The 18,790-nt window shown below is 72.4% G+C and carries 12 protein-coding genes; 4 read left to right on the forward strand and 8 right to left on the reverse strand.

The window, feature by feature from the left end; all coding sequences use genetic code 11:
• Positions 1 to 91: 91 nt before the first annotated feature.
• On the forward strand, positions 92 to 691 hold the full coding sequence (locus tag RIN80_RS11670) for a hypothetical protein (protein WP_309095484.1): 600 nt from the start codon (positions 92 to 94) through the stop codon (positions 689 to 691).
• A gap of 17 nt (positions 692 to 708) precedes the next feature.
• Here RIN80_RS11670 and RIN80_RS11675 read toward each other — a convergent pair whose 3' ends face one another.
• Both RIN80_RS11675 and RIN80_RS11680 read right to left on the reverse strand, forming a co-directional pair.
• A complete protein-coding gene (locus RIN80_RS11675; RefSeq protein ID WP_309095485.1) occupies positions 709 to 2,331 on the reverse strand; it encodes a serine/threonine-protein kinase in 1,623 nt (540 codons plus the stop codon).
• A 230-nt stretch (positions 2,332 to 2,561) separates the two neighbouring features.
• The gene (locus RIN80_RS11680) at positions 2,562 to 4,118 is read right to left on the reverse strand and encodes an FAD-dependent monooxygenase (RefSeq protein ID WP_309095486.1); all 1,557 of its coding nucleotides are present in this window, start codon (positions 4,116 to 4,118) and stop codon (positions 2,562 to 2,564) included.
• Between the two features lie 673 nt (positions 4,119 to 4,791).
• Between RIN80_RS11680 and RIN80_RS11685 the strand changes: the two genes are divergently transcribed.
• On the forward strand, positions 4,792 to 5,955 hold the full coding sequence (locus RIN80_RS11685; RefSeq protein ID WP_309095487.1) for a serine hydrolase domain-containing protein: 1,164 nt from the start codon (positions 4,792 to 4,794) through the stop codon (positions 5,953 to 5,955).
• A 232-nt stretch (positions 5,956 to 6,187) separates the two neighbouring features.
• Positions 6,188 to 6,844, forward strand: a complete 657-nt coding sequence (locus tag RIN80_RS11690; RefSeq protein ID WP_309095488.1) for an FMN-binding negative transcriptional regulator — start codon at positions 6,188 to 6,190, stop codon at positions 6,842 to 6,844.
• An 86-nt stretch (positions 6,845 to 6,930) separates the two neighbouring features.
• Here RIN80_RS11690 and ddaH read toward each other — a convergent pair whose 3' ends face one another.
• Together ddaH and RIN80_RS11700 are read right to left on the reverse strand one after the other, a co-directional pair.
• On the reverse strand, positions 6,931 to 7,776 hold the full coding sequence (ddaH, locus tag RIN80_RS11695; protein WP_309095489.1) for a dimethylargininase: 846 nt from the start codon (positions 7,774 to 7,776) through the stop codon (positions 6,931 to 6,933).
• Positions 7,777 to 8,025: 249 nt separating this feature from the next.
• On the reverse strand, positions 8,026 to 8,595 hold the full coding sequence (locus RIN80_RS11700; protein ID WP_309095490.1) for an LmbU family transcriptional regulator: 570 nt from the start codon (positions 8,593 to 8,595) through the stop codon (positions 8,026 to 8,028).
• Positions 8,596 to 9,406: 811 nt separating this feature from the next.
• On the opposite strand from RIN80_RS11700, the gene RIN80_RS11705 reads away from it, so the two are divergent.
• The gene (locus RIN80_RS11705; RefSeq protein ID WP_309095491.1) at positions 9,407 to 10,531 is read left to right on the forward strand and encodes a transposase; all 1,125 of its coding nucleotides are present in this window, start codon (positions 9,407 to 9,409) and stop codon (positions 10,529 to 10,531) included.
• Between the two features lie 38 nt (positions 10,532 to 10,569).
• Here RIN80_RS11705 and RIN80_RS11710 read toward each other — a convergent pair whose 3' ends face one another.
• The 4 genes from RIN80_RS11710 to RIN80_RS11725 form a co-directional block, all read right to left on the reverse strand.
• Positions 10,570 to 12,792: an MMPL family transporter gene (locus RIN80_RS11710; RefSeq protein WP_309095492.1), complete on the reverse strand. Its 2,223-nt coding sequence runs from the start codon at positions 12,790 to 12,792 to the stop codon at positions 10,570 to 10,572.
• A 341-nt stretch (positions 12,793 to 13,133) separates the two neighbouring features.
• Positions 13,134 to 13,901 carry an alpha/beta fold hydrolase gene (locus RIN80_RS11715; protein ID WP_309095493.1) on the reverse strand — a complete coding sequence of 256 codons (768 nt, stop codon included), beginning with the start codon at positions 13,899 to 13,901 and terminating at the stop codon, positions 13,134 to 13,136.
• A 26-nt stretch (positions 13,902 to 13,927) separates the two neighbouring features.
• Entirely contained in the window at positions 13,928 to 15,277 is a 1,350-nt protein-coding gene (locus RIN80_RS11720) for a lysine N(6)-hydroxylase/L-ornithine N(5)-oxygenase family protein (RefSeq protein ID WP_309095494.1), read from the reverse strand.
• A gap of 256 nt (positions 15,278 to 15,533) precedes the next feature.
• Complete coding sequence (locus RIN80_RS11725; RefSeq protein WP_309095495.1) at positions 15,534 to 18,782, reverse strand: AMP-binding protein; 3,249 nt, start codon at positions 18,780 to 18,782, stop codon at positions 15,534 to 15,536.
• Positions 18,783 to 18,790: the final 8 nt, after the last annotated feature.

The following is an 18,790-nucleotide window of genomic DNA, read 5'->3' on the forward strand; positions in this document are numbered from 1 at the left end:
GGGCCCGCGCACGCGGCTCCCGTCCCGCCCCTCACCTGGCACCATGGGGAGCGGCGGAGAAGCAGCCGTTTCGCATGGGGGGCCAGAGGCAGTGCCACGTCAGAATCCAGCCGACGATCACCTGCACGCCCTGCACCAGCAGGGCTGGGAAGCCGCGTGTTCGCTGCACCGGCATCTGCGCGGCGGAGGGGAGTTGGCCCCCGTCGCCACTCCGGGCGTGCTGCTCGAAGTGGGTGAGGTCGCGTACGGCGACGTGGCGGCGGACTACGCGCGCTTCTACGGCATGAACGTGAGCTACGACCAGCGTTCGGGCTTCTACTTCGGCTCACCGCTGTTCGTCGCGGCCGGTCTGGTCGGGGACGCGGTCGCCAACAGCAGCGCCCGCAACCGGGCACAGGCGATGGCGCAGGCGCAGTGGCGCGACTTCTCCCCCTGCCGGGCGATCCTCACCGACCGTCGCACGCTGCTGCACGTCGCGGCCGAGAACCGCTGGGTGTCGCTGCGGCACCACGAGATCATCAGCTTCCTCCCCGTGCTCGACCAGTGGGCTCTGTTCACCGACTACCAGCAGTGGGAGCCGATGCGGCTCGCCGGGCCGACCGTGCCCTGGCTGACCGCCGCGACGATCTCCGTGCTCAACCGGGGCCGTTCCGAGTACCAGCAGCTTCCTCCGCTGCCGCTGCCGGACTGAGGTCTCGGCCCGTCAGGTCATCGGCCGCGCCGCAGGGTCGCGCTGTCCCCCACACTCCTCACCTCGTAGCGCAGGCTGTCGCCGCCCGCGGGGGTCAGGACGATGTCGACCTCGTCGGCGCAGTTCAACGGGCTGCTCTCTTCGGTGATCTCCTCCCGGACCTGTACCGAGTGCCCGGTGTCCATGGTGAGGATCCAGCGGCCGCTGCACGCCAGCGACGGGTACTCGACGGTGGCCACCTGGTCGCCGATCCTCCCGCCCTTGTAGTCCAGCTTGATCGAGTACAGGTCGTCGTCCGGTTCGCGCACGTTGCCGGTCCACTGACCCTGGTAGTCGGCCGGGGACGCCTTCGGGGAGCCCCCGGAGGAAGCTCCCCCGGACGCTGCGGACTCCCCGGAGCCGTTCCGGTCGTCGTCGCCTCCGAGGCCGGGGAGGTTCACGGCCAGGACGATGGCGAGCACGGCGACGACGGCCGACACGGCCAGCACGGGGCCGACCCGTCTCGGGCTGTGGCCGCCCGGCCGGAAACCGCCCGGGACCGGGGGCATCGGCGGTGTGGTGACCGTCGTCCCCGGTGCCCGGGCCGGGGGTACGGGGGTCGGGGCGGGCACCGCAGGCATCGGCACGGGTGTGGGAGTGCCCGGCGGCGGGGGCGGGAGGCGCACGCCGTGCGCGGTCGGCAGCGCGTGCACGGCGTCCCCGCCCCGGCCGGCGGACGGCTGGTCGACGCGGGTCGGCGGCGGCTCCTCCAGGTCGAGCAGGCCGGAGGCGTGCCGGCCGAGTTCCACCATCAGGGCGCCCGGAAGCCACGCGGCCGGGTCGGCCTGCGCCGTGGCCGCCTCCGCCGTCGTCACGATCTCGGACAGCGGGATGCGGTCCTCGGGCCGCTTGGCGAGGCACCGTGTCACGAACGCTGCCAGCGCCTCGGGCATGCCCGTCAGGTCCGGTTCGTCCTCGGTCACCCGCAGCATGATGGCGTGGGCGCCGCTGTCCGGGCTGCCGAACGCCTGCCGGCCCGTGGCGGCGAACACCAGCACCAGTCCGAGGCTGAACACGTCGCTCAGCCCGGTGATCTCACCGCCCAGGATCTGCTCGGGCGACATGAATCCCGGGGAGCCGACCATCGCGCCGGTGCGGGTGAGCACGCTGGCGTCCGCGGCGCGCGCGACGCCGAAGTCGATCACCCGGGGGCCGTTGACGGTCAGCATGACGTTCGACGGTTTCAGGTCCCGGTGCACCAGTCCGCAGGCGTGGATGCTCTGCAGCGCACGCGCCAGACCGGACGCCAGGTGCCACACCGACTGCTCCGGCAGCGGACCGCAGATCTCGGCCACCGCCTGGTGCAACGTGGGTCCGGCGACATAGCCGGTGGCCACCCAGGGGGTGTCCGCCTCGGTGTCCGCGTCCAGGACCGGAGCCGTCCACTCTCCGCCGACCCGCCGTGCCGCGGCGACCTCCGCGCGGAAGCGGCGGCGGAACTCCGCGTCGTACGCCAGTTGCGCGTGGACCAGCTTCACGGCGACCGTGCGCCCCCGCTGCGACCGCCCGAGGTACACCTGCCCCATGCCCCCGGCCCCGAGGCGCCGGAGCAACCGGTAGTCCCCGACCTGCGCGGGATCGCCGGGCCGCAAGTTCTCCATGACCGCTCAGTCCCCCTGTGCTGCTTCGCCCGCGTGCCCGTACCCGGCCCGCGCCGAGAGCCGGGGGCGCGGATGCGCGCGGTGCCGGGCCCAGCGTGTCGCCGCGGCCCGCGCTCATTACAGCATCACCGGTCACGGGTGCGGGCGTTACTCGGCGGTTCGGCCCGCCAGGGTGTAACGGCGTTCCGTGGGCGGGGAGATGTCCGGGGCGGACGACGATGCGTGTCTCGTCAGCCGGTCCCCGGGCCGGGGATCGCCGTCGGCCTCCGCGGACCGGGCCGGGGTGGGCCGAACCAGGTGGTGAGAGCGGTCCGGAGCGCGGCGGTGTCGGGGACGCTGTCCGACCCGGCCGCCCAGGCCACGTGGCCGTCGGGGCGGATGAGCACGGCGCCCGGGGCCGGGATCTCGTCGTGGGACGGGACGGCCCAGTACGCGTCCTCGCACCGTGCCTCGACGATGTCGACGCGGTCGGCCCAGTCCCGGGCGGCCGTGCCCAGGCCCGCGTTGCCGCGCAGGTCGAGCAGGACGGGGCGGGCGGCGTGCAGCAGCTCGTACACGCGCGTGGCACCGTCGGGTGTCTTCAGGCCGGCGTCCGGCACCCGGCGGCCCGCCAGCGGGTGCCGGCCCCCGACCGGGTACCGGATGTCCAGCGCGGTGAGCATGTCCCGCAGCCGCCGGTTGACGTCGTCGTACACCAGCAGTGAGGCGAACACCTCGCGCAGCGCGTCGGTCTGTGCCCCCGGGCGGGTCAGGGCCGCCTGCGCCCGGGTGTTGTGCAGGACCCGCTCCCCCACGGGGTGGCGTTCGGCGTGGTAGGTGTCGAGCAGGCTTTCCGGTGCCCGGCCGTGGACCACCGAGGCGAGTTTCCAGCCCAGGTTGACCGCGTCCTGCACTCCGGTGTTCAGGCCCTGCCCGCCGGCCGGGAAGTGGATGTGCGCCGCGTCGCCCGCGAGCAGGACCCGGCCCGCCCGGTAACGGTCGGCCTGCCGCGCGGCGTCCCCGAACCGGGAGATCCACCGCGGGTTGCGCATCCCGTAGTCGGTGCCGGCCAGCTTGACCAGGGACTGCCGGAGCTGCTCGAACGTGGCGGGTTCGTCGCGGTCGGCGACACGGTCGTAGTCGGACGTGATCACCCGGTACCAGCCCGGCTCGAAGGAGATCGCCGAGTACTCGCCGGTCGCGCAGCGCCTCGCCCAGACGTACTCCTCGGGCAGGTCGGGGAGTTCGACGTCGCCGATCATCGCGGTCATCGTCGCCGGAGTGCCGGGGAAGGCGATGTCCGCCAGCTTGCGCACCGCGCTGCGGCCGCCGTCGCAGCCCACCAGATAGCGGGCGCGCAGCGGCGCGGAGGGCGCCTCGGCGGTGCGCAGCCCGACGGTCACGCCGTCCCCGTCCTGCTGCGCCCCGACCACCTCGGCCGACCAGCGCACCCGTACGCCGAGTTCGGTGGCCCACTCCTCCAGCAGCTGCTCCACCGCCGACTGAAGGATCGTCAGCGGAAGCGGATGCCGGGATTCCAACCCGTCGAAGTCCAGCATGAGTCCCGAGAAATGGCCGACCGGCGTCAGTTCACCGGCTGCCAGGAAGCGGTCCAGGACCCCTCGCTGGTCCAGCACTTCCAGCGTGCGGCAGTGCATCCCGCCGGCCCGGGACTCCCCCGTGCGCCGCGCGAGCCGGTCGACCACCGTCACGTCGGCGCCCGCCAGCCGCAGTTCGCAGGCGAGCATCAGGCCTGTCGGCCCGGCGCCCGCGATCACCACGTCGGTGTCCCTGCCCTCGTGTCCCACGCCGTCTCCCCCTGCCGCTCGCGCTCCCTGCGACGTCCGCGGAGCACCACCACGGTCACGGAGGCGGATCAGACGGTCAAGACGACGCCGGGCCGCACGGGGCGCGCCGCTGCCGGACGTTTGCGCTGTCCGTCGCCGCTCGTCCTCGGACCCGGTTCCCGCCTCCTCCGGCCCGGTTCCGCCGCCTCCGGCCCGGTTCCCGCCTCCTCCGGCCCGGTTCCCGCCTCCTCCCGTGTCCCGTCGGCGGGACGAGGCCGCGGCGGCCGGACGGGCCCGATTCCGTTGCCGGGGCGGGGCGAGGTGTGTTCTCTTGGTGCCGCTCACCGGGGGCGGACACGACGGCCGGCCGAACCCGGTGCCTCCCGCCGCTGCCGGCGGTCCCGGCCCCCGGACGTACCCGGACCCGCGCCCACGGTCGAACACACGGGGCGGGCGCCGGCGGTCGGCCGGGCATCCGTCCGTGCGCGGCACCGCCCAGGGCCCCACCGCCTCCCGGGCGTGCGTCCGCCCCGCCTCCGCCGACCCGCCGGGTGTGCGGCAGGACCCTCACGGGGCGCCCGAGCAGGCCGCCTTCCCCACCCGCACCCGCACCCGCGGCGCCCAACCCGGCCACTCGCGGGCGCCGTCGGGCGACGGACCGCACAGCCGATGACGAACGACTCCAGGAGCACGCATGACGATTCGCAAGCGCCTCAAGACCGGCACGGTCGCTCTGGCGGCGGCCACCGTGCTGGTGGCCACCGCCTTCACGGCTCCCGCCCGGGCGTCGCAGGACTCCCGTGCCGCGGCGGCTGGTCACGAGGCCACGCAGCGGGCGCTGGACGCGGCCGTGGCAGCCGGTGTCCCCGGCGTCACCGCCCAGGCGCGGGACGCCGACGGCGTGTGGTCCTCGGCAGCCGGCGTCGGTGACCTGAGGACGGGCGCCCCGCGCGGCAGACACGACCGGTTCCGTGTGGGCACCATCACCGACACGTTCGTGGCGACCGTCCTGCTGCAGATGGAGGCGGAGCGGCGGCTCCGGCTCGACGACACCGTCGAGCGCCACCTGCCCGGCCTGGTGCGGGGCAACGGCAACGACGGCCGCCGCATCACCGTGCGGCAGCTCCTCAACCACACCAGCGGCCTGTTCGACTACCTCGCCGACGAGGAGTACGTCACGACGTACCTGACGGGTGAGGGATTCCTGCAGCATCGCTACGACACCGTGACACCCGAGCAGCGGGTGCGCGTGGCCCTTACGCACGAACCGCCCTTCCAGCCCGGCGCGCGGCACTGGTTCTCCCACACCAACGACATCCTGGCCGCGCTGATCGTCGAGAAGGTCGCGGGCAGGCCGTACGAGGACGAGGTGCGCGAGCGGATCGTCGAACCGCTGGGGCTCAGGGCGACGTCCCACCCGGGCGAGGACGCCGGCCTGCCCCGGCCGAGCAGCCGCGGTTACGCCCGGCTCTTCCCCTCGGCGCCCGACCGGGTCGACGACGTCACCGAGATGAACGGATCCCAGGGCTGGGGCGACGGCGACATCATCTCCAGCGCCGGCGACCTCAACCGGTTCTACCGGGCCCTGATGACCGGCAAGCTGTTGCCGCCGCGTCAGCTGAAGGCGATGCGGACCACGGTCGACAACCCCGACTTCCCCGGGTCGGCCTACGGGCTCGGCATCGAACGGTTCACGACGAGCTGCGGTGTCCCGTTCTGGTACCACGACGGGGGCATGCCGGGGTGGATCACCCTGGCCGCCACCACCCAGGACGGCGGCCACCAGATCACCGTCAACTACAACAGCAGCTGGGGGGCCGAGACCGTGCTCCCCATCCTGGAGGCCGAGTACTGCTAGGCGGCACAGCCGCCGCGGCTCCGCCGTCCCGTGTCCGACGCCCCGAGGGACGGCCCGGAATTCCTGGTCTTCCGTCCGCCCGCGGGACGGCATCGCGAAAGGGCCTCGCAAACGGCGTCGGAAAATGCCACGGAAAAGGCCTGGGAAATGCGCCGTCGACGTACGGTGCACCCAGCTCCGGAAACGGCGGACCTGTTTCCGGAAACCGACCACGGAGGAGTGTGATGTCCGGGTGTTCGTTCCCCGTCACTATCGCGAACCGGACGGTTCCTGGATAGCCGACCTGATCCGCCGGAATCCCCTGGCGCTGGCGGTGATCAACGGAAGTGCCGACGAGGGTCCCTTCGCCACGCACCTTCCCGTGATTCCCGACCCGGGGACGACCCGCGACTGGCCCGACGACCTGGTGGGCGCCACGCTGCTGGCGCACATGAACAGGGCCAACCCCCACTGGCGGGCGCTGAGCACGGGTGACGTGGTCCTGCTCGCCTTCACCGGCCCGCACGCCTATGTCTCCCCGACGGTGTACGAGACCTCACCGGCCGCGCCGACGTGGAACTTCACCTCGGCTCATGTGCGCGGCGTGGTCGAGAAGATCGTCTCGCTGGAGGAGACGCTCGAGGTCGTGCGGGCCACGGCGCTGTCCTTCGAGGACCGGTTCGGGGCCGGCTGGGACCAGTCGGAGTCGGTCGACTACTTCCGCAGCATCGTCGCCGGCGTCGGCGCCTTCCGGATCTCGGTGACGGGCGCCCAGGGCATGTTCAAACTCAGCCAGGAGCAGCCCGCCGACGTGCGCGAGCGGGTGCAGAAGTCCTTCAGCGGGCGCGAGTGCGGCCGGCACCGGGAGACGGCGGAACTGATGGACAGGCTGCCCCGCTCCGGACCCTGAGACTCGCCGGCCGGGACACGGCAACCCGGCCGTCCGGCCCTGCCGAGGGGCCCGGCTCCCCGGGGAGCCGGGCCCCTCGCACACGCCTAGCGGGTACGCAGTTCGAGCGTGCAGCACTTGACGCTGCCGCCCGCCTTCAGCATCTCGGTCAGGTCGGCCCCGACGGGCGTGTAGCCGTGCTCGCGCAGCTGCGTCGCCAGCCCGACGGCCTGGCGCGGCAGGACGACGTTGCGGCCGTCCGACAGCGCGTTGAGGCCGAAGACGGCGGCGTCGGCCTCGCCGGCCAGGAGGGCGTCGGGGAAGCGCTCGGACAGCAGCGCGCGGCTCTCGGCGGAGAACGCCGCCGGGTAGTACATGACGTGCCCGTCGCCGAGTACGGCGAGCGCGGTGTCCAGGTGGTACCAGCGCGGGTCGACGAGCGTCAGACTCACCACGGGGCGGCCGAAGAACTCGCGCACCTCGTCGTGCGCCCGGGGGTCGGAGCGGAAGCCGGTCCCCGCCAGGATCTCCCCGCCGGCGAACAGGAAGTCCCCCTCGCCCTCGTTGACGTACTCGGCCTGCCGGACCTCGGACCAGTCGCCGCGGCCGAACCACTCCAGGTACGCCCGGGCCTCGTCGGTGCGCTGGGGGTGCCGGAACCGGGCGACGAGGACCTTGCCGTCGACGACGGTGGCACCGTTCGCCGCGAACACCATGTCCGGCAGTCCGGGCACCGGATCGATGAGCTCCACCTCGTGCCCCAGGCCGACGAACACGTCGTGCAGCCGTTTCCACTGGCCGAGGCCCACCTCTGCCGACGTGGGCCTGCCGGGATCCATCCAGGGATTGATCGAGTACGTGACGTCGAAGTGCGTGGGGCGGCACATCAGATAACGGCGCGGCGACGCGGCACGGACACTGCCCGCGAAATTCTCCGGATACGTGTGCGACATTTCGCTCCCGTCTTTCCTGCAGCAATGGCTGACTTATTGAAGCAGCACCGGAAGGACCTGGGGAGCGCGATCGCCATCGCATGCGGTGACGCTCGACGAATTCATTTCGGAGGACGGCTTGCTTTCACTTTTCGCGCGTCTCGGGTTTGCTTGGGACATGCCTCCGCCCCGTCCACACGAGGAGGACGGGGCGGTGTTCTCGTGAGCGGATCGCGCCGTCCCGCCGACGGGACAGCGCGCGGGACATGGCTACTCCAGGGACAGGCGCCGGCCGGGCTCCTCCAGCAGCCGGCTGGCGGCCGCGTCGAGCGTGGCCATCACCCAGTCCTCCAGTTCGATGCCCGCCTGGACCGCCGCCTTGTGCCACCACTGGAGCCGGTTGTCGGGCACGGCGAGCCGACGCGTCGCCGCCGCGACGTCCGGCTGCGGCGAGGCGCCCTCGCGTTCGCTGCGGATGGCGTTGCGCAGTTGCTTGGTGCTCCACTGCATCCGTTCGGCGCGGTCCAGCCAGGTCTCCTGCTCGTCGACGGGCAGCGAGGCCAGCTCCGCGTGGTGCTGGAAGCTGAGGGCGGACCGCCGCCGGTCCAGGTCGAAGCGCCGGGAGACCCAGGCGTAGTTGCGCAGCGTCTGGTATTGGAGGCCGGCGGCCCGGATGCCTCGCTCGTAGCGGTCGGCATAGTGGGCCTTGCCGTACACGAGCCAGTCGCCCAGCCACCAGGACGAGGAGTTGAGCAGCCCGGAGAGCTGGCGCCCGGCGTTTTCCCACTCCTCGAAGGCGAGTCCGGCGGGGATGTGCAACCCCACCTTCGTCGTGAGCACCTGTTCGCGCCGCTGGTCCGCCCCCCTGCTTCTGCGGCTGTGCGAGGCGGTTCCCGCGGGTCTACCGAATATGACCGTCTTGGGTTCCGAGCATTCCTCGACCTGATTCGCCATCATGCCCCCGTGTCGACGTGCTGGTACACCGATTGGTTTCGCGCGATTGCCTCCCTCGACCGCGGAGGCATTCACGTCGTTCATGGCACGCGTACAAAGAACGTCGGCCACGTCCGCCACCGAATGGCAGCGACCCGAGAAAGCCGATAATGACCGGTTCTCGTTGTCGGCGGGACGGCCACCTGCTGCGGCCTTGAGTAGATCCCAGCCGCGGCACCAGTTCAAGGATCTTGGCACCATCGAGTACTACTTTGCGGAGTTCGAACGTTCTCTTGACGCCGCCCTGTCGCCAGGAATGGCGTGATGTGGGGGTAGGCAGCACGCCACAAGTCGGCCAACGCACCGGCTCCCACCTGCATCTGATGAGCGGTCAGGCACGTACCGGGGCCGTCCCCGGGCCTGCCGGTGGCCGCGGCTCGCCCCCGGCGTCCGGGGGTCGGGGGGCCGAGCGCCCGGCACCGGGACGGTCAGGCGGTGAGCGGCTCCACCGGTCCACCGCCCCCCGGCCCGGGGCTTCGCGCCATCCGAGGTGCCAGATCAAGCCATCCGACGCGACGGTGGCGCCACTGTGAAGCGCGTCCTACACTCAACCTTCACATGGCCAGAAACTCGGGGGAGTTGTCGCGGAATGGAAACGGCCCCACCGCACTCGTCGTCGCTTTCACGTCATACGACGGACACCGCAGATTCAGATTCGATGCTGGAACACTTCAGCAGGACGATCTTCAAGAGCTTACGCCGGATCGATCAACGCAAGTGCGCCCACGCCTATCTGAGCGGATTACTCGCCACACCGGGCAAGAAGACGGTACGCAGGATTGCGGCCGGAATATCCCGCGATCCGTCCGTCGTGCAGTCGCTGCGCCAGTTCGTCAGCCTCAGCCCGTGGAACTTCGACGACGTGGCGGAGGAGATCACGCACTGGGTGGCGCGCCGGCGTCCGGAGGCCGTGTGGTCCATCGGCCGGACCGTCCTGCCCAAGAGGGGCGACAAGTCGGTGGGCGTCCACCGCCGCTTCGATCTGCACTCGGGCCGTACGCTCAACTGCCAGCTGGGACTGGGCTCCTTCCTCCACGTGGGCACGGTGCAGATTCCCGTCGACTGGTCCCTGTACCTGCCGCGGGCCTGGACGCAGGACCCCGAGCGGCGTCACGAGGCGCGCATTCCGGACTCCGAGCGGTACCTCCCGACATGGGCACACGCGCTCCGGCTCGTCGACCGGCTGTCGGCCCGTGTGGACTCGCCGTCTGCCGTGGTCCTCGCCGACATGAGCAACGATCCCGACGTCGGGTACCTGGTGCGCGGGCTCGCCATGCGGCGCCGGGACGTCGTCGTCGCGGTGCCGCCACAGCTGGCCGTGGTCCCCGTCGGCGAGGCCTCCCCGGGACCGGTCGGTGCGCGGAGTCTGCTCCGCGCGCAGGGACCGGAGGGCGACACTCCCGCCCCACCCGACGGGCCCCAGCGGGCAAGTGGCCCGCCGTCGGTGCTGGTTCACCTGCCGGGCAGCTCCCCAGGGCACTCGCCCGGACCTCCGTACCGGCTCTTCGCGAGCGGAGGCGACACCGGCACGACCGGCCGGCTGTGGCTCACGAGTCTGGTCCACCACTCCCCCGGCACGGTTGCGGCGACCGCCGCGCTGACCGGTGGGACGTCGGCCGTGCTGGATGCCCTGAGGCAGGACTTCGGGCTGCTGGACTTCGCGGGGCGGTCGTTTCCCGGCTGGTACCACCACATGGCGCTGATCTCCGCCGCGTACGCCTTCCGCGGTCTGCACGGTGCCACCGCGCTCCCGCACCGCAGGCCGGCGCTGCGGCTGCCGTAGCGGCGCGGCGGCCGGCGTGCGGCCGCCGCGCGAGCCGGTCACGGGATCGGCACCCGCCCCCGTGCGGCCGGGGGCCGGTGCGACAGTTTCTCCCCCTCCACGTCCATGTCGGGCAGGGCGCGGTCGAGCCACCGCGGCAGCCACCAGGCGCGGTCGCCGAGGAGGGCGAAGAGGGCGGGGACGATGGCCATGCGGACGACGAAGGCGTCGAAGAGCACCGCGAGCGCCAGTCCCAGGCCGATCATCCGCACGAAGACGTTGTCCTCCATGATGAACCCGGAGAAGACGCTGGTCATGATGAGCGCCGCCGCGGCGACCACCCGGCCGCCGTGCCGGAAGCCGGTGACGACCGCCTGGGAGGTCGACTCCCCGTGGACGAAGGCCTCGCGCATCCGGGTCACCAGGAAGACCTCGTAGTCCATGGCGAGTCCGAAGACCACCCCGATCATGATGATCGGCATGGTGCTCATGATCGGGCCCGGTTGGTCCACCCCGACGATGTCGGCGAACCAGCCCCACTGGAAGATCGCCACGACGGCACCCAGCGCCGCGGACACCGACAGCAGGAAACCGAGGGCGGCCTTCAGCGGCACCGTGAGCGAGCGGAAGACGAGGACCAGCAGCAGGAAGGCGAGTCCGACCACGAGCGCGAGGTACGGAAGGAGCGCGTCGTCGAGGGTCCGGGAGAAGTCCAGGAACATGGCCGTCTGTCCGCCGACCAGGATCTCGGCGTCATGGGTGCGCGCGAAGTCGGACAGGTCGTCGCGCAACTTCTCGACCAGGTGCCGGGTCCGGTCGTCCGTGGGACCCCCTTCCGGCACGACGTTGATGATCGCGGTGTCGCCCGACGTGTTCGGCACCACCGGGCCGACCTCGGCCACCGCGGGTTCACCGGACAGCTCGGCGGCGACGGCCTTGCCGACACCGCGGGCCTCGTCCGCCGCGACGGTGACCAGCAGGGGGCCGTTGAAGCCGGGGCCGAAGGACTCCGACAGCATGTCGTAGGCCTTGCGCTGGGTGGTGTCGGGGGCCATGGTGCCCTCGCCGGGCAGGCCCAGTTCCAGCCGGGTCGCGGGCACGGCGACGACACCGAGGCCGACCACGCCGACCAGCAGGACGACGAGGGGGCGGCGAAGGACGAAACCCGCCCAGCGGGAACCGAGGTTCGGCCGCTGCCGCTCCACTGCCCGGGCGGCCCTGCGCTGACGGCGCTCGGACAGCGGCTTGCCCGTGATGCGGTGGCGGTCGGCGCGGCGCAGCACCCGGACCGGGGCGAAGCCGAGCAGCGCGGGGACGAAGGTCACCGCGACCAGCACGGCGATCAGGACGGTGCCGGCCGCCGCGAGGCCCATCTTCGTGAGCATCGGGACGTTGACGACGGTGAGGCCGGCGAGCGCGACGATGACGGTGAGGCCGGCGAAGACCACGGCCGAGCCCGCCGTGCCGACCGCCCGCCCCGCGGCCTCCTCCCGGTCCAGGCCCTCGATCAACTCGGTGCGGTAGCGGGAGACGATGAACAGGGCGTAGTCGATGCCGACGGCCAGGCCGATCATCAGGGCAAGGGTGGTGCTGGTCGAGGAGAGGCCGAGCGTGCTGCCGAGGGCGCCGATGGCACTGACGCCGATGCCGACCCCCATGACGGCGGTGAGCAGGGGCATGCCCGCCGCCACCAGTGAACCGAAGGTCACCAGCAGGATCAGGGCGGCGACGGCGACGCCGACGCTCTCGGCGGTGCCGCCGGCCGCCTGCTCCACGGGGACGGCGTCGCCGCCCATCTCGACCGTGAGCCCGCGCTCGCGGCCGTCGTCGGCGGCTTCGAGCAGGGCGTCGTGCGCTCTGTCGGACACCTCCAGCGCGCTCACCTCGTAGGTGACGACCGTGTAGGCGGTGGTGGCGTCCTCGCTGACGGCGTCCGACGTGAACGGGTCCGAGGCGGCGGCCACCTGCGGGGCCTTCGCCAGGTCGGCGACGAGCGCGGCGACGTTCTTCCTGACCCCCGGATCGGTGACCTTCCCGCCGCCCGGCGCGCGGACCGCGACCCGGGCCGACGCTCCGTCGGCGCCGGCGTCCGGGAACTTCTCGTTCAGCAGGTCGACGGCCTTCTGCGACTCCGTGCCCGGCATGGAGAAGGTGTCGACGGGCGGAGGCGGCGCGGACGAGGCAGCGACGCCGGCACCGCCGAGGACGAGGAACCACAGCAGGACGGTGAGGCCTCGCCGCCGGAAGGCGAAGCGGCCGATGCGGTAGAGCAAGGTGGCCAAGGCGATTCAACTCCGGTGAGTGCGGACGGTCGGCGGCACGCCGAACCAGCGCCATGATGACATCATCTGGCGCCACGTCCAGCGCCAGATTGCGCCACCCTGGCGCATCCATCGGCGACATCGGGACAACGGCAGCACAATGGCCTGGTGACACCGCAGTTGCCAGCTGCGCACGCGAAAGCCTTCGACCCTGGAATGAGGTGTCCGCCCCCGAGTCCCCGAATTTCGGGGGTTGCCGTGGGGCCAGACAGGTGCCATGCTGACACCACCGCGCCACCATGGCCCGGTGCCGTACGCGCGGGTCCCGGAGAGGACAATCCCCCGGTCTCCGGGGCCCGCGTCTAGGCCTTCTCCACGAGGTTCCTGACGGGCCGCAGCGCGTCCCGCAGACCCGCCAGCACGGCGGGCTCCTCGGCCCGGAGATAGAAGTGCCCGCCGGGCAGGACCAGGAGCCGGAAGGGGCCCTTGGTCACATCCGCCCAGCCGCGCATCTGGTCCGGGGTCACCTCGGAGTCGTCCTCGCCGGTGAAGCCGTACACCGGGCAGTCCAGCGCAGGACGGTCGCCCCCTGCGTACTCGTCCACCATCCGGTAGTCGGCGCGGATCGCCGGCAGCAGGACCTCGCGCAGTTCCGGCTCCGCGAAGACCGCGGCCCGGCTCTCGTCGAAGCGCACGAGACCCGCGACGATCTCCTCGTCCGTGCCGAACAGGCGGCGCCGGCCGTCCAGCAGCTGCGGCGGGCGCCTGCCGGACACGCACAGGGCGGCCGGTGGACGCCCCAGCTGGTGGAGGCGCACGGCCACCTCGTGGGCCACCGAGGCGCCCATGCTGTGGCCGAACAGCACCAGCCGGTGCCGCGACAACTCCTCTAGGGCCTCCACCACCTCGTCCGCCAGGGCTTCCAGCCCCGCGGGAAACGGATCGCCGAGCCGGTCCTCGCGACCCGGATACCGCACGGCGAGCACCCCGACATCGGACGGCAGCCGCGCGGTCCAGCCACCGTACGCGCTCGCCCACCCGCCGGCGTGCGGGAAGCAGACGAGCTTCGTCGCGCACCCGTCGTCGTCGTGGAAGCGGCGTATCCACCGCTCTTCGGCCAGGCTGCTCATCGGCGTTCCCCTCGTCGGTCGGGCGTTCAGAGGAAGTCGCCACCGACCTCGGCGGGAACGGCGACCGGACTTCCGGCGATCCGCCCGGCACGCCGGGCGACGATCGAATCGGCGATCTCGCCGCTGCGGACGGCGATGTTCGACAGCAGCGAGGACGTCAGACCGTGGCTGTGCTCGGTGCCGCCCTGCAGATAGATGCCGCACCGCAACTCCGGTTCGGTGACGACACGGTAGTCCCGCTCGATCCGGTAGCGGCCCGCACCGTCGCGCACGCAGTAGTGGTCGAGCTCGCCGAGCAGGCCGGTGGGCTCCATCCCCTTGTACCCCGTCGCGCAGACGAGCGCGTCGCAGTCGAGTTCACGCACCTCGGCGTCGGGTCCCACCTGGAGGGAGACGCGCGTCTCGGCGCCCACGCGCTTGACGCCGGTGACCCGGGTCAGGTTGAGGAACTGCAGTCGCTTGGTTCCGCGCACCTCGTCGTCGTACGCCCTGCGGTACAGGTCCCGGATCACCTCGTCGTCGACCACCGAGTAGTTGGTGTTGCGGTGGTAGCGCCAGAACGCCTCACGGGTCTGATCGGTGCCGAAGTAGTAGTCGTCGACGGCGCCGGGGTCGAAGATCTGGTTCGCGAAGGGCGTGTCGTCCGCGACGGAGTACCCGTAGGAGGGGATGACCGAGTACACCTCGGCGTGCGGAAGCTCGTCGTAGAGGAACCGGGTGATCTCGGCGGCGCTCTGGCCCGCCCCGACCACCGCCACCCGCCGCAGCGCCGACGGATCCATCCGGCGGTACCTGTCCAGGAACTCGGAACTGTGCCATACGCGTTCGTCCCGCTCGGTCCCCTCGGGCATGCTCGGGACCAGGCCGGTGGAGACCACCACGTTCCGCGTCTCGATCACGCGCCCGGCCCGGTGTCCCCCGTCCGCGATCTCCAGCCGCAGGCGGTCCGTCTCCGGGGCGTCGCCCGGGACGAGCCGGATCGACGTCACCTCCGAGCCGTAGCGGACCCGGTCGGCGACCCGGGCCTGCGCCCATTCCAGGTACTGGTGGAACTCCTCGCGGGTGGGGAAGAAATCCTGGTTGTTGACGAACTGCGGGAGCCGTCCCGAGGCGTGCAGGAACGCGACGAAGCTGTAACTCGACGTCGGATTGCGGAAGGTGACCAGGTCCTTGAGGAAGGAGATCTGCATGGTCGCCGACGGCAGCAGCATGTTGCGGTGCCAGCCGAAGGAGGACTGCCGCTCCAGGAACAGGGCGTTGACCTCCCCGTCCTGACCGCTCGTCCAGTGTTCCCGCAGGGCGATGGCGAGCGACAGGTTGGACGGACCGAACCCGATGCCGACCACGTCGTAGATGGGGTGTTCACGCTGACTCATAGAGGATTCTCCCGCTGGCATGGCTGCGCGATGCGCCGTCCGCATCGTCGACCGGTGATCTTCCGCGCCCAGAAGAACCGACGTGGGGCGGGATGTGACGTTTCCGGGTCGCGCCGCCGACCCGCTGCGGCACGAGGGCCTTCACGTGTGCCGGACTCGGCCGGCCTGTGTCCCGTCGGCGGGACAGCGAAGTCGTCTCCCCCCATTGTCCCGGGCCGGACGGGGATGGGGAATGGGCGGCGGTCCGCCGGCGGACTCACAGCACGTGGCCGTCCCTGGTCCTTCTGCGCAGGGCGGGCCGGCTCGACGGGGCCACATCCCCCCACAGGTCCGAAAGACCGGCGATGGTGCGCGCCGCGAACAGCTTACGGATGGACACCTCCTGGTTCAGTTCGGCGCGGATCAGGCCGACCAGGCGGATCGCCCGCAGCGAGTTGCCGCCGATGTCGAAGAAGTCGTCGTCGATACCGACTCGCTCCACCTCCAGCACGTCGGCGAACGCCCCGGCCAGGACCCGCTCGGTGTGGTTGCGCGGTGCCCGGTAGGAGTCGCCGTCGCACGACGGCTCCGGCAGGGCCGCGCGGTCCGGCCGGCCGTCCGCCGTGAGCGGCAGACGGTCCAGCAGCACGAACACCGACGGGACCATCGCCTCCGGCAGCCGCCCCGTGGCGAACGCGCGCAGCTCCTCGACCGCCGGGGCGGCCGTACCGCCCGGGACCACGTAGGCCACCAGCCTCCGCTGCCCGGCCTCGTCCCGCGTGACCTCGGCGAGCACCCGGGCGAGCCCGGGGTACTCGGCCAGGGCCTCCTCGACCTCGGCCGGTTCGATGCGGAATCCGCGCACGTCCGCCTGGGCACCGGCCCGTCCCACGTACGCGAAGCGGCCCTCCTCGTCCCGGCGCACCCGGTGCCCGGTCCGGTACATGCGCCCGCCGGGCGGGCCGAACGGGCAGGGCACGAACTGCGCGGCCGTGTGTCCGGGCCGTCCCGGGCGACCGCGCGCCACGCCGGGCCCGGCCAGGTACAGCTCCCCCGCCACCCCGGGCGGGACCGGCACCAGCCCCGGGCCCAGGACGTGCAGTGCCGTGTGGTCCAGGGGGCTGCCGTACGAGGGTGCCGGGTGTCCGGGCGCTTCGGCGGCCGGGGGATGCCGCACGGCGAACGAGGCCGCCTCCACCAGGCCGTGTACGTCGACGACGGTCAGGTCCGGGCAGGCCTCGCGGACGCGCCGCACCGCGGCCGGCGGGACGCGGTCCCCGCCGGTCCACACCTCACGCAGTCCGGCGAGACGTTCGGGACGGTCGGCCGCGAGCGCCGAGAACGCGTCCGCGGTCAGCCGTACGGTGGTGATCCCATGGGTCTCACGCAACCCGGGCAGGGCGTCGGCGTCCAGTTCCCCCGGCGGGGCCAGCACGATCCGGCCGCCGCGGAGCAGCGGCGCCCAGACGTCGAGGGCGGTCGCGCCGGCGGTGGGCGGGGCGTGCCACAGCACGGTCCCGCCGGCACCGTCACGCCAGTGGCGATCCAGGACGAACCGCTCCATGGTGCGGTGCGTCACGGCGACTTCGGTGACCGAACCGTCCGGTGCCGGGCCGGGGAGCACGGCGAGCAGCTGGTCGGGGAGCGGCGCCGGCGGGGCGGTGCCGAGACCGTCGTCGCCGGTCGCGTCGTCGCCGGCCTCGGCGCACAGCTCGTCCAGGAGCAGGACCGTCAGGTCCGGATCGGCCGGGAGTGCCGCGGCGGTCGCGGCGTCGGTGAGCAGGACGCCGGGAGCGGCCGCGGTGCCGCCCCATGCCGGGGCCGCCGGGTCGACCGGCAGGTAGGCGCCGCCCGCCCGCACCACCCCCAGCAGGGCGACGACCAGATCCACCGACCGGGGCACCGCCACCGCCACGACCGTCTCGGGTCCCACATGCCGGCTGCGCAGCGCCCTGGCCAGATGGCCGGAACGCTCGGCGAGTTCGCCGTACGTCACCGTGGTGGTCCCGGACACCATCGCGACGGCGCCGGGGGCGCGCGCCGCCTGCTGGTGGAACAGTTCGGGAACCGTCAGGCCCGGCAGCGGCGCGCCGGTCTCCTCCACCGCAGACGGCGGCCGGTGCCGCTCGAGGCCGCGCAGCATGGCCAGGGCACCGACCGGAGTCTGCGCAGGGGCGGCCAGCACGGCCCGGACGTGGTCGAGCAGGTCCTCTCCGACGGCACGCAGCTCGGCGCGGGAGTACAGGCCCGCGGGGGCGTCGAGCCGCAGGAACAGGTCGCTGTCGGGGGTCCCGTCGGTGCAGAAGCCGATCGACAGTTCGTCGAAGGTGCCGGTGGTCGCGGAGAAGTAGCGCGCCGGGTGGCCGCCGAAGCGGAGCTGCTCCACGAAGTCCACGACGTTCAGCACCGCTCCGAAGCTGCCCCGGCCGCTGAGGACGGTGCCGCACGCGCGCTGGATGTCGGAGTAGTGGCAGCCGGTCTGCCCGAAGACCTCGTACGTCTCGTCGACCACCGCGTCGGCGATCCGTGCGAACGACGCCCCGAGCGGAACGCTCATCCGCAGCGGTACCACGTTGACCGCGAGACCGGGTGTCCGGCCCGCCTCCCCCGACCGGTTGCCCACGGCCAGCGAGAGGAGGAACTCGGGGCGGTCGCAGCGGTGGCGCAGGAAGACCGCCGCGGCCGCGGTCAGCAGCGAGGACATCCACACGCCGAGGGACTTGGCGGTCTCGGTCCAGGCATCCGCCTCGGCCCGTGGGACGGTCAGCGTCCGGCTCACCATGCCGATCGCCCCGGCCACCTCCGACCAGCGGTCGGCGCCGCTCAACGGCTCGCAGAGCCGGGCGCGCCGCGCGTCGGACAGGGTCACGCCCGGCACCTGCGCCGGTGGGGGCGCGTCCGCCAGGTGCTCGCGCCAGAAACCGGTGTCCTCGGCGGCCTTCCCCGAGGCGGTGTACTCCTCGGCCAGGGCCGCGTAGGACGCGACGTCCCACGGGTGCGCGGGTTCGGGCACCTGTGAGCCCTCCGCCAGCGCGGTGTACACCTCGGCGATGCGGCGCGACAGCAGACCGCCGGCCCCGTAGCCGTCGCAGACGAGGTGGTGGTAGGAGATCACCACGAGGAAGCGGGCCGGGGCGAGGGTGACCACGCCGAGCCGGAACAGCAGGTCGCGCTCCAGGTCGTAGGGTCGCCGCACCAAGCCGGCCAGAGCCTCGCGCGCGGCCTGCTCGGGGTCGGTCTCACCGCTCAGGTCCAGGTGGAACGGCCGCCAGTCGCCGAGTTCCCGGGGGACCATGCGCAGGCCGCCGCCGTCGTCGCGGAAGCTGACGCGCAGGACCTCCGCCTCGTCCAGCACGCGCAGCATGGCCGCTTCCATGACCGGGGTGTCCAGTTCACCGTCCACCTCCCACATGGCCAGCGCGTGGTTGAGCATGTCGGGCGCCATCTTCTGCGCCAGCCACATTCCTTTGTGCGCGGACGACGCGCCGAACGAACGCACTCGAATCAACCCCTCAGCAAAGGCCATGGAACGGA

It is taken from the genome of Streptomyces sp. (assembly GCF_031181705.1).
Classification (GTDB): Bacteria; Actinomycetota; Actinomycetes; order Streptomycetales; family Streptomycetaceae; genus Streptomyces.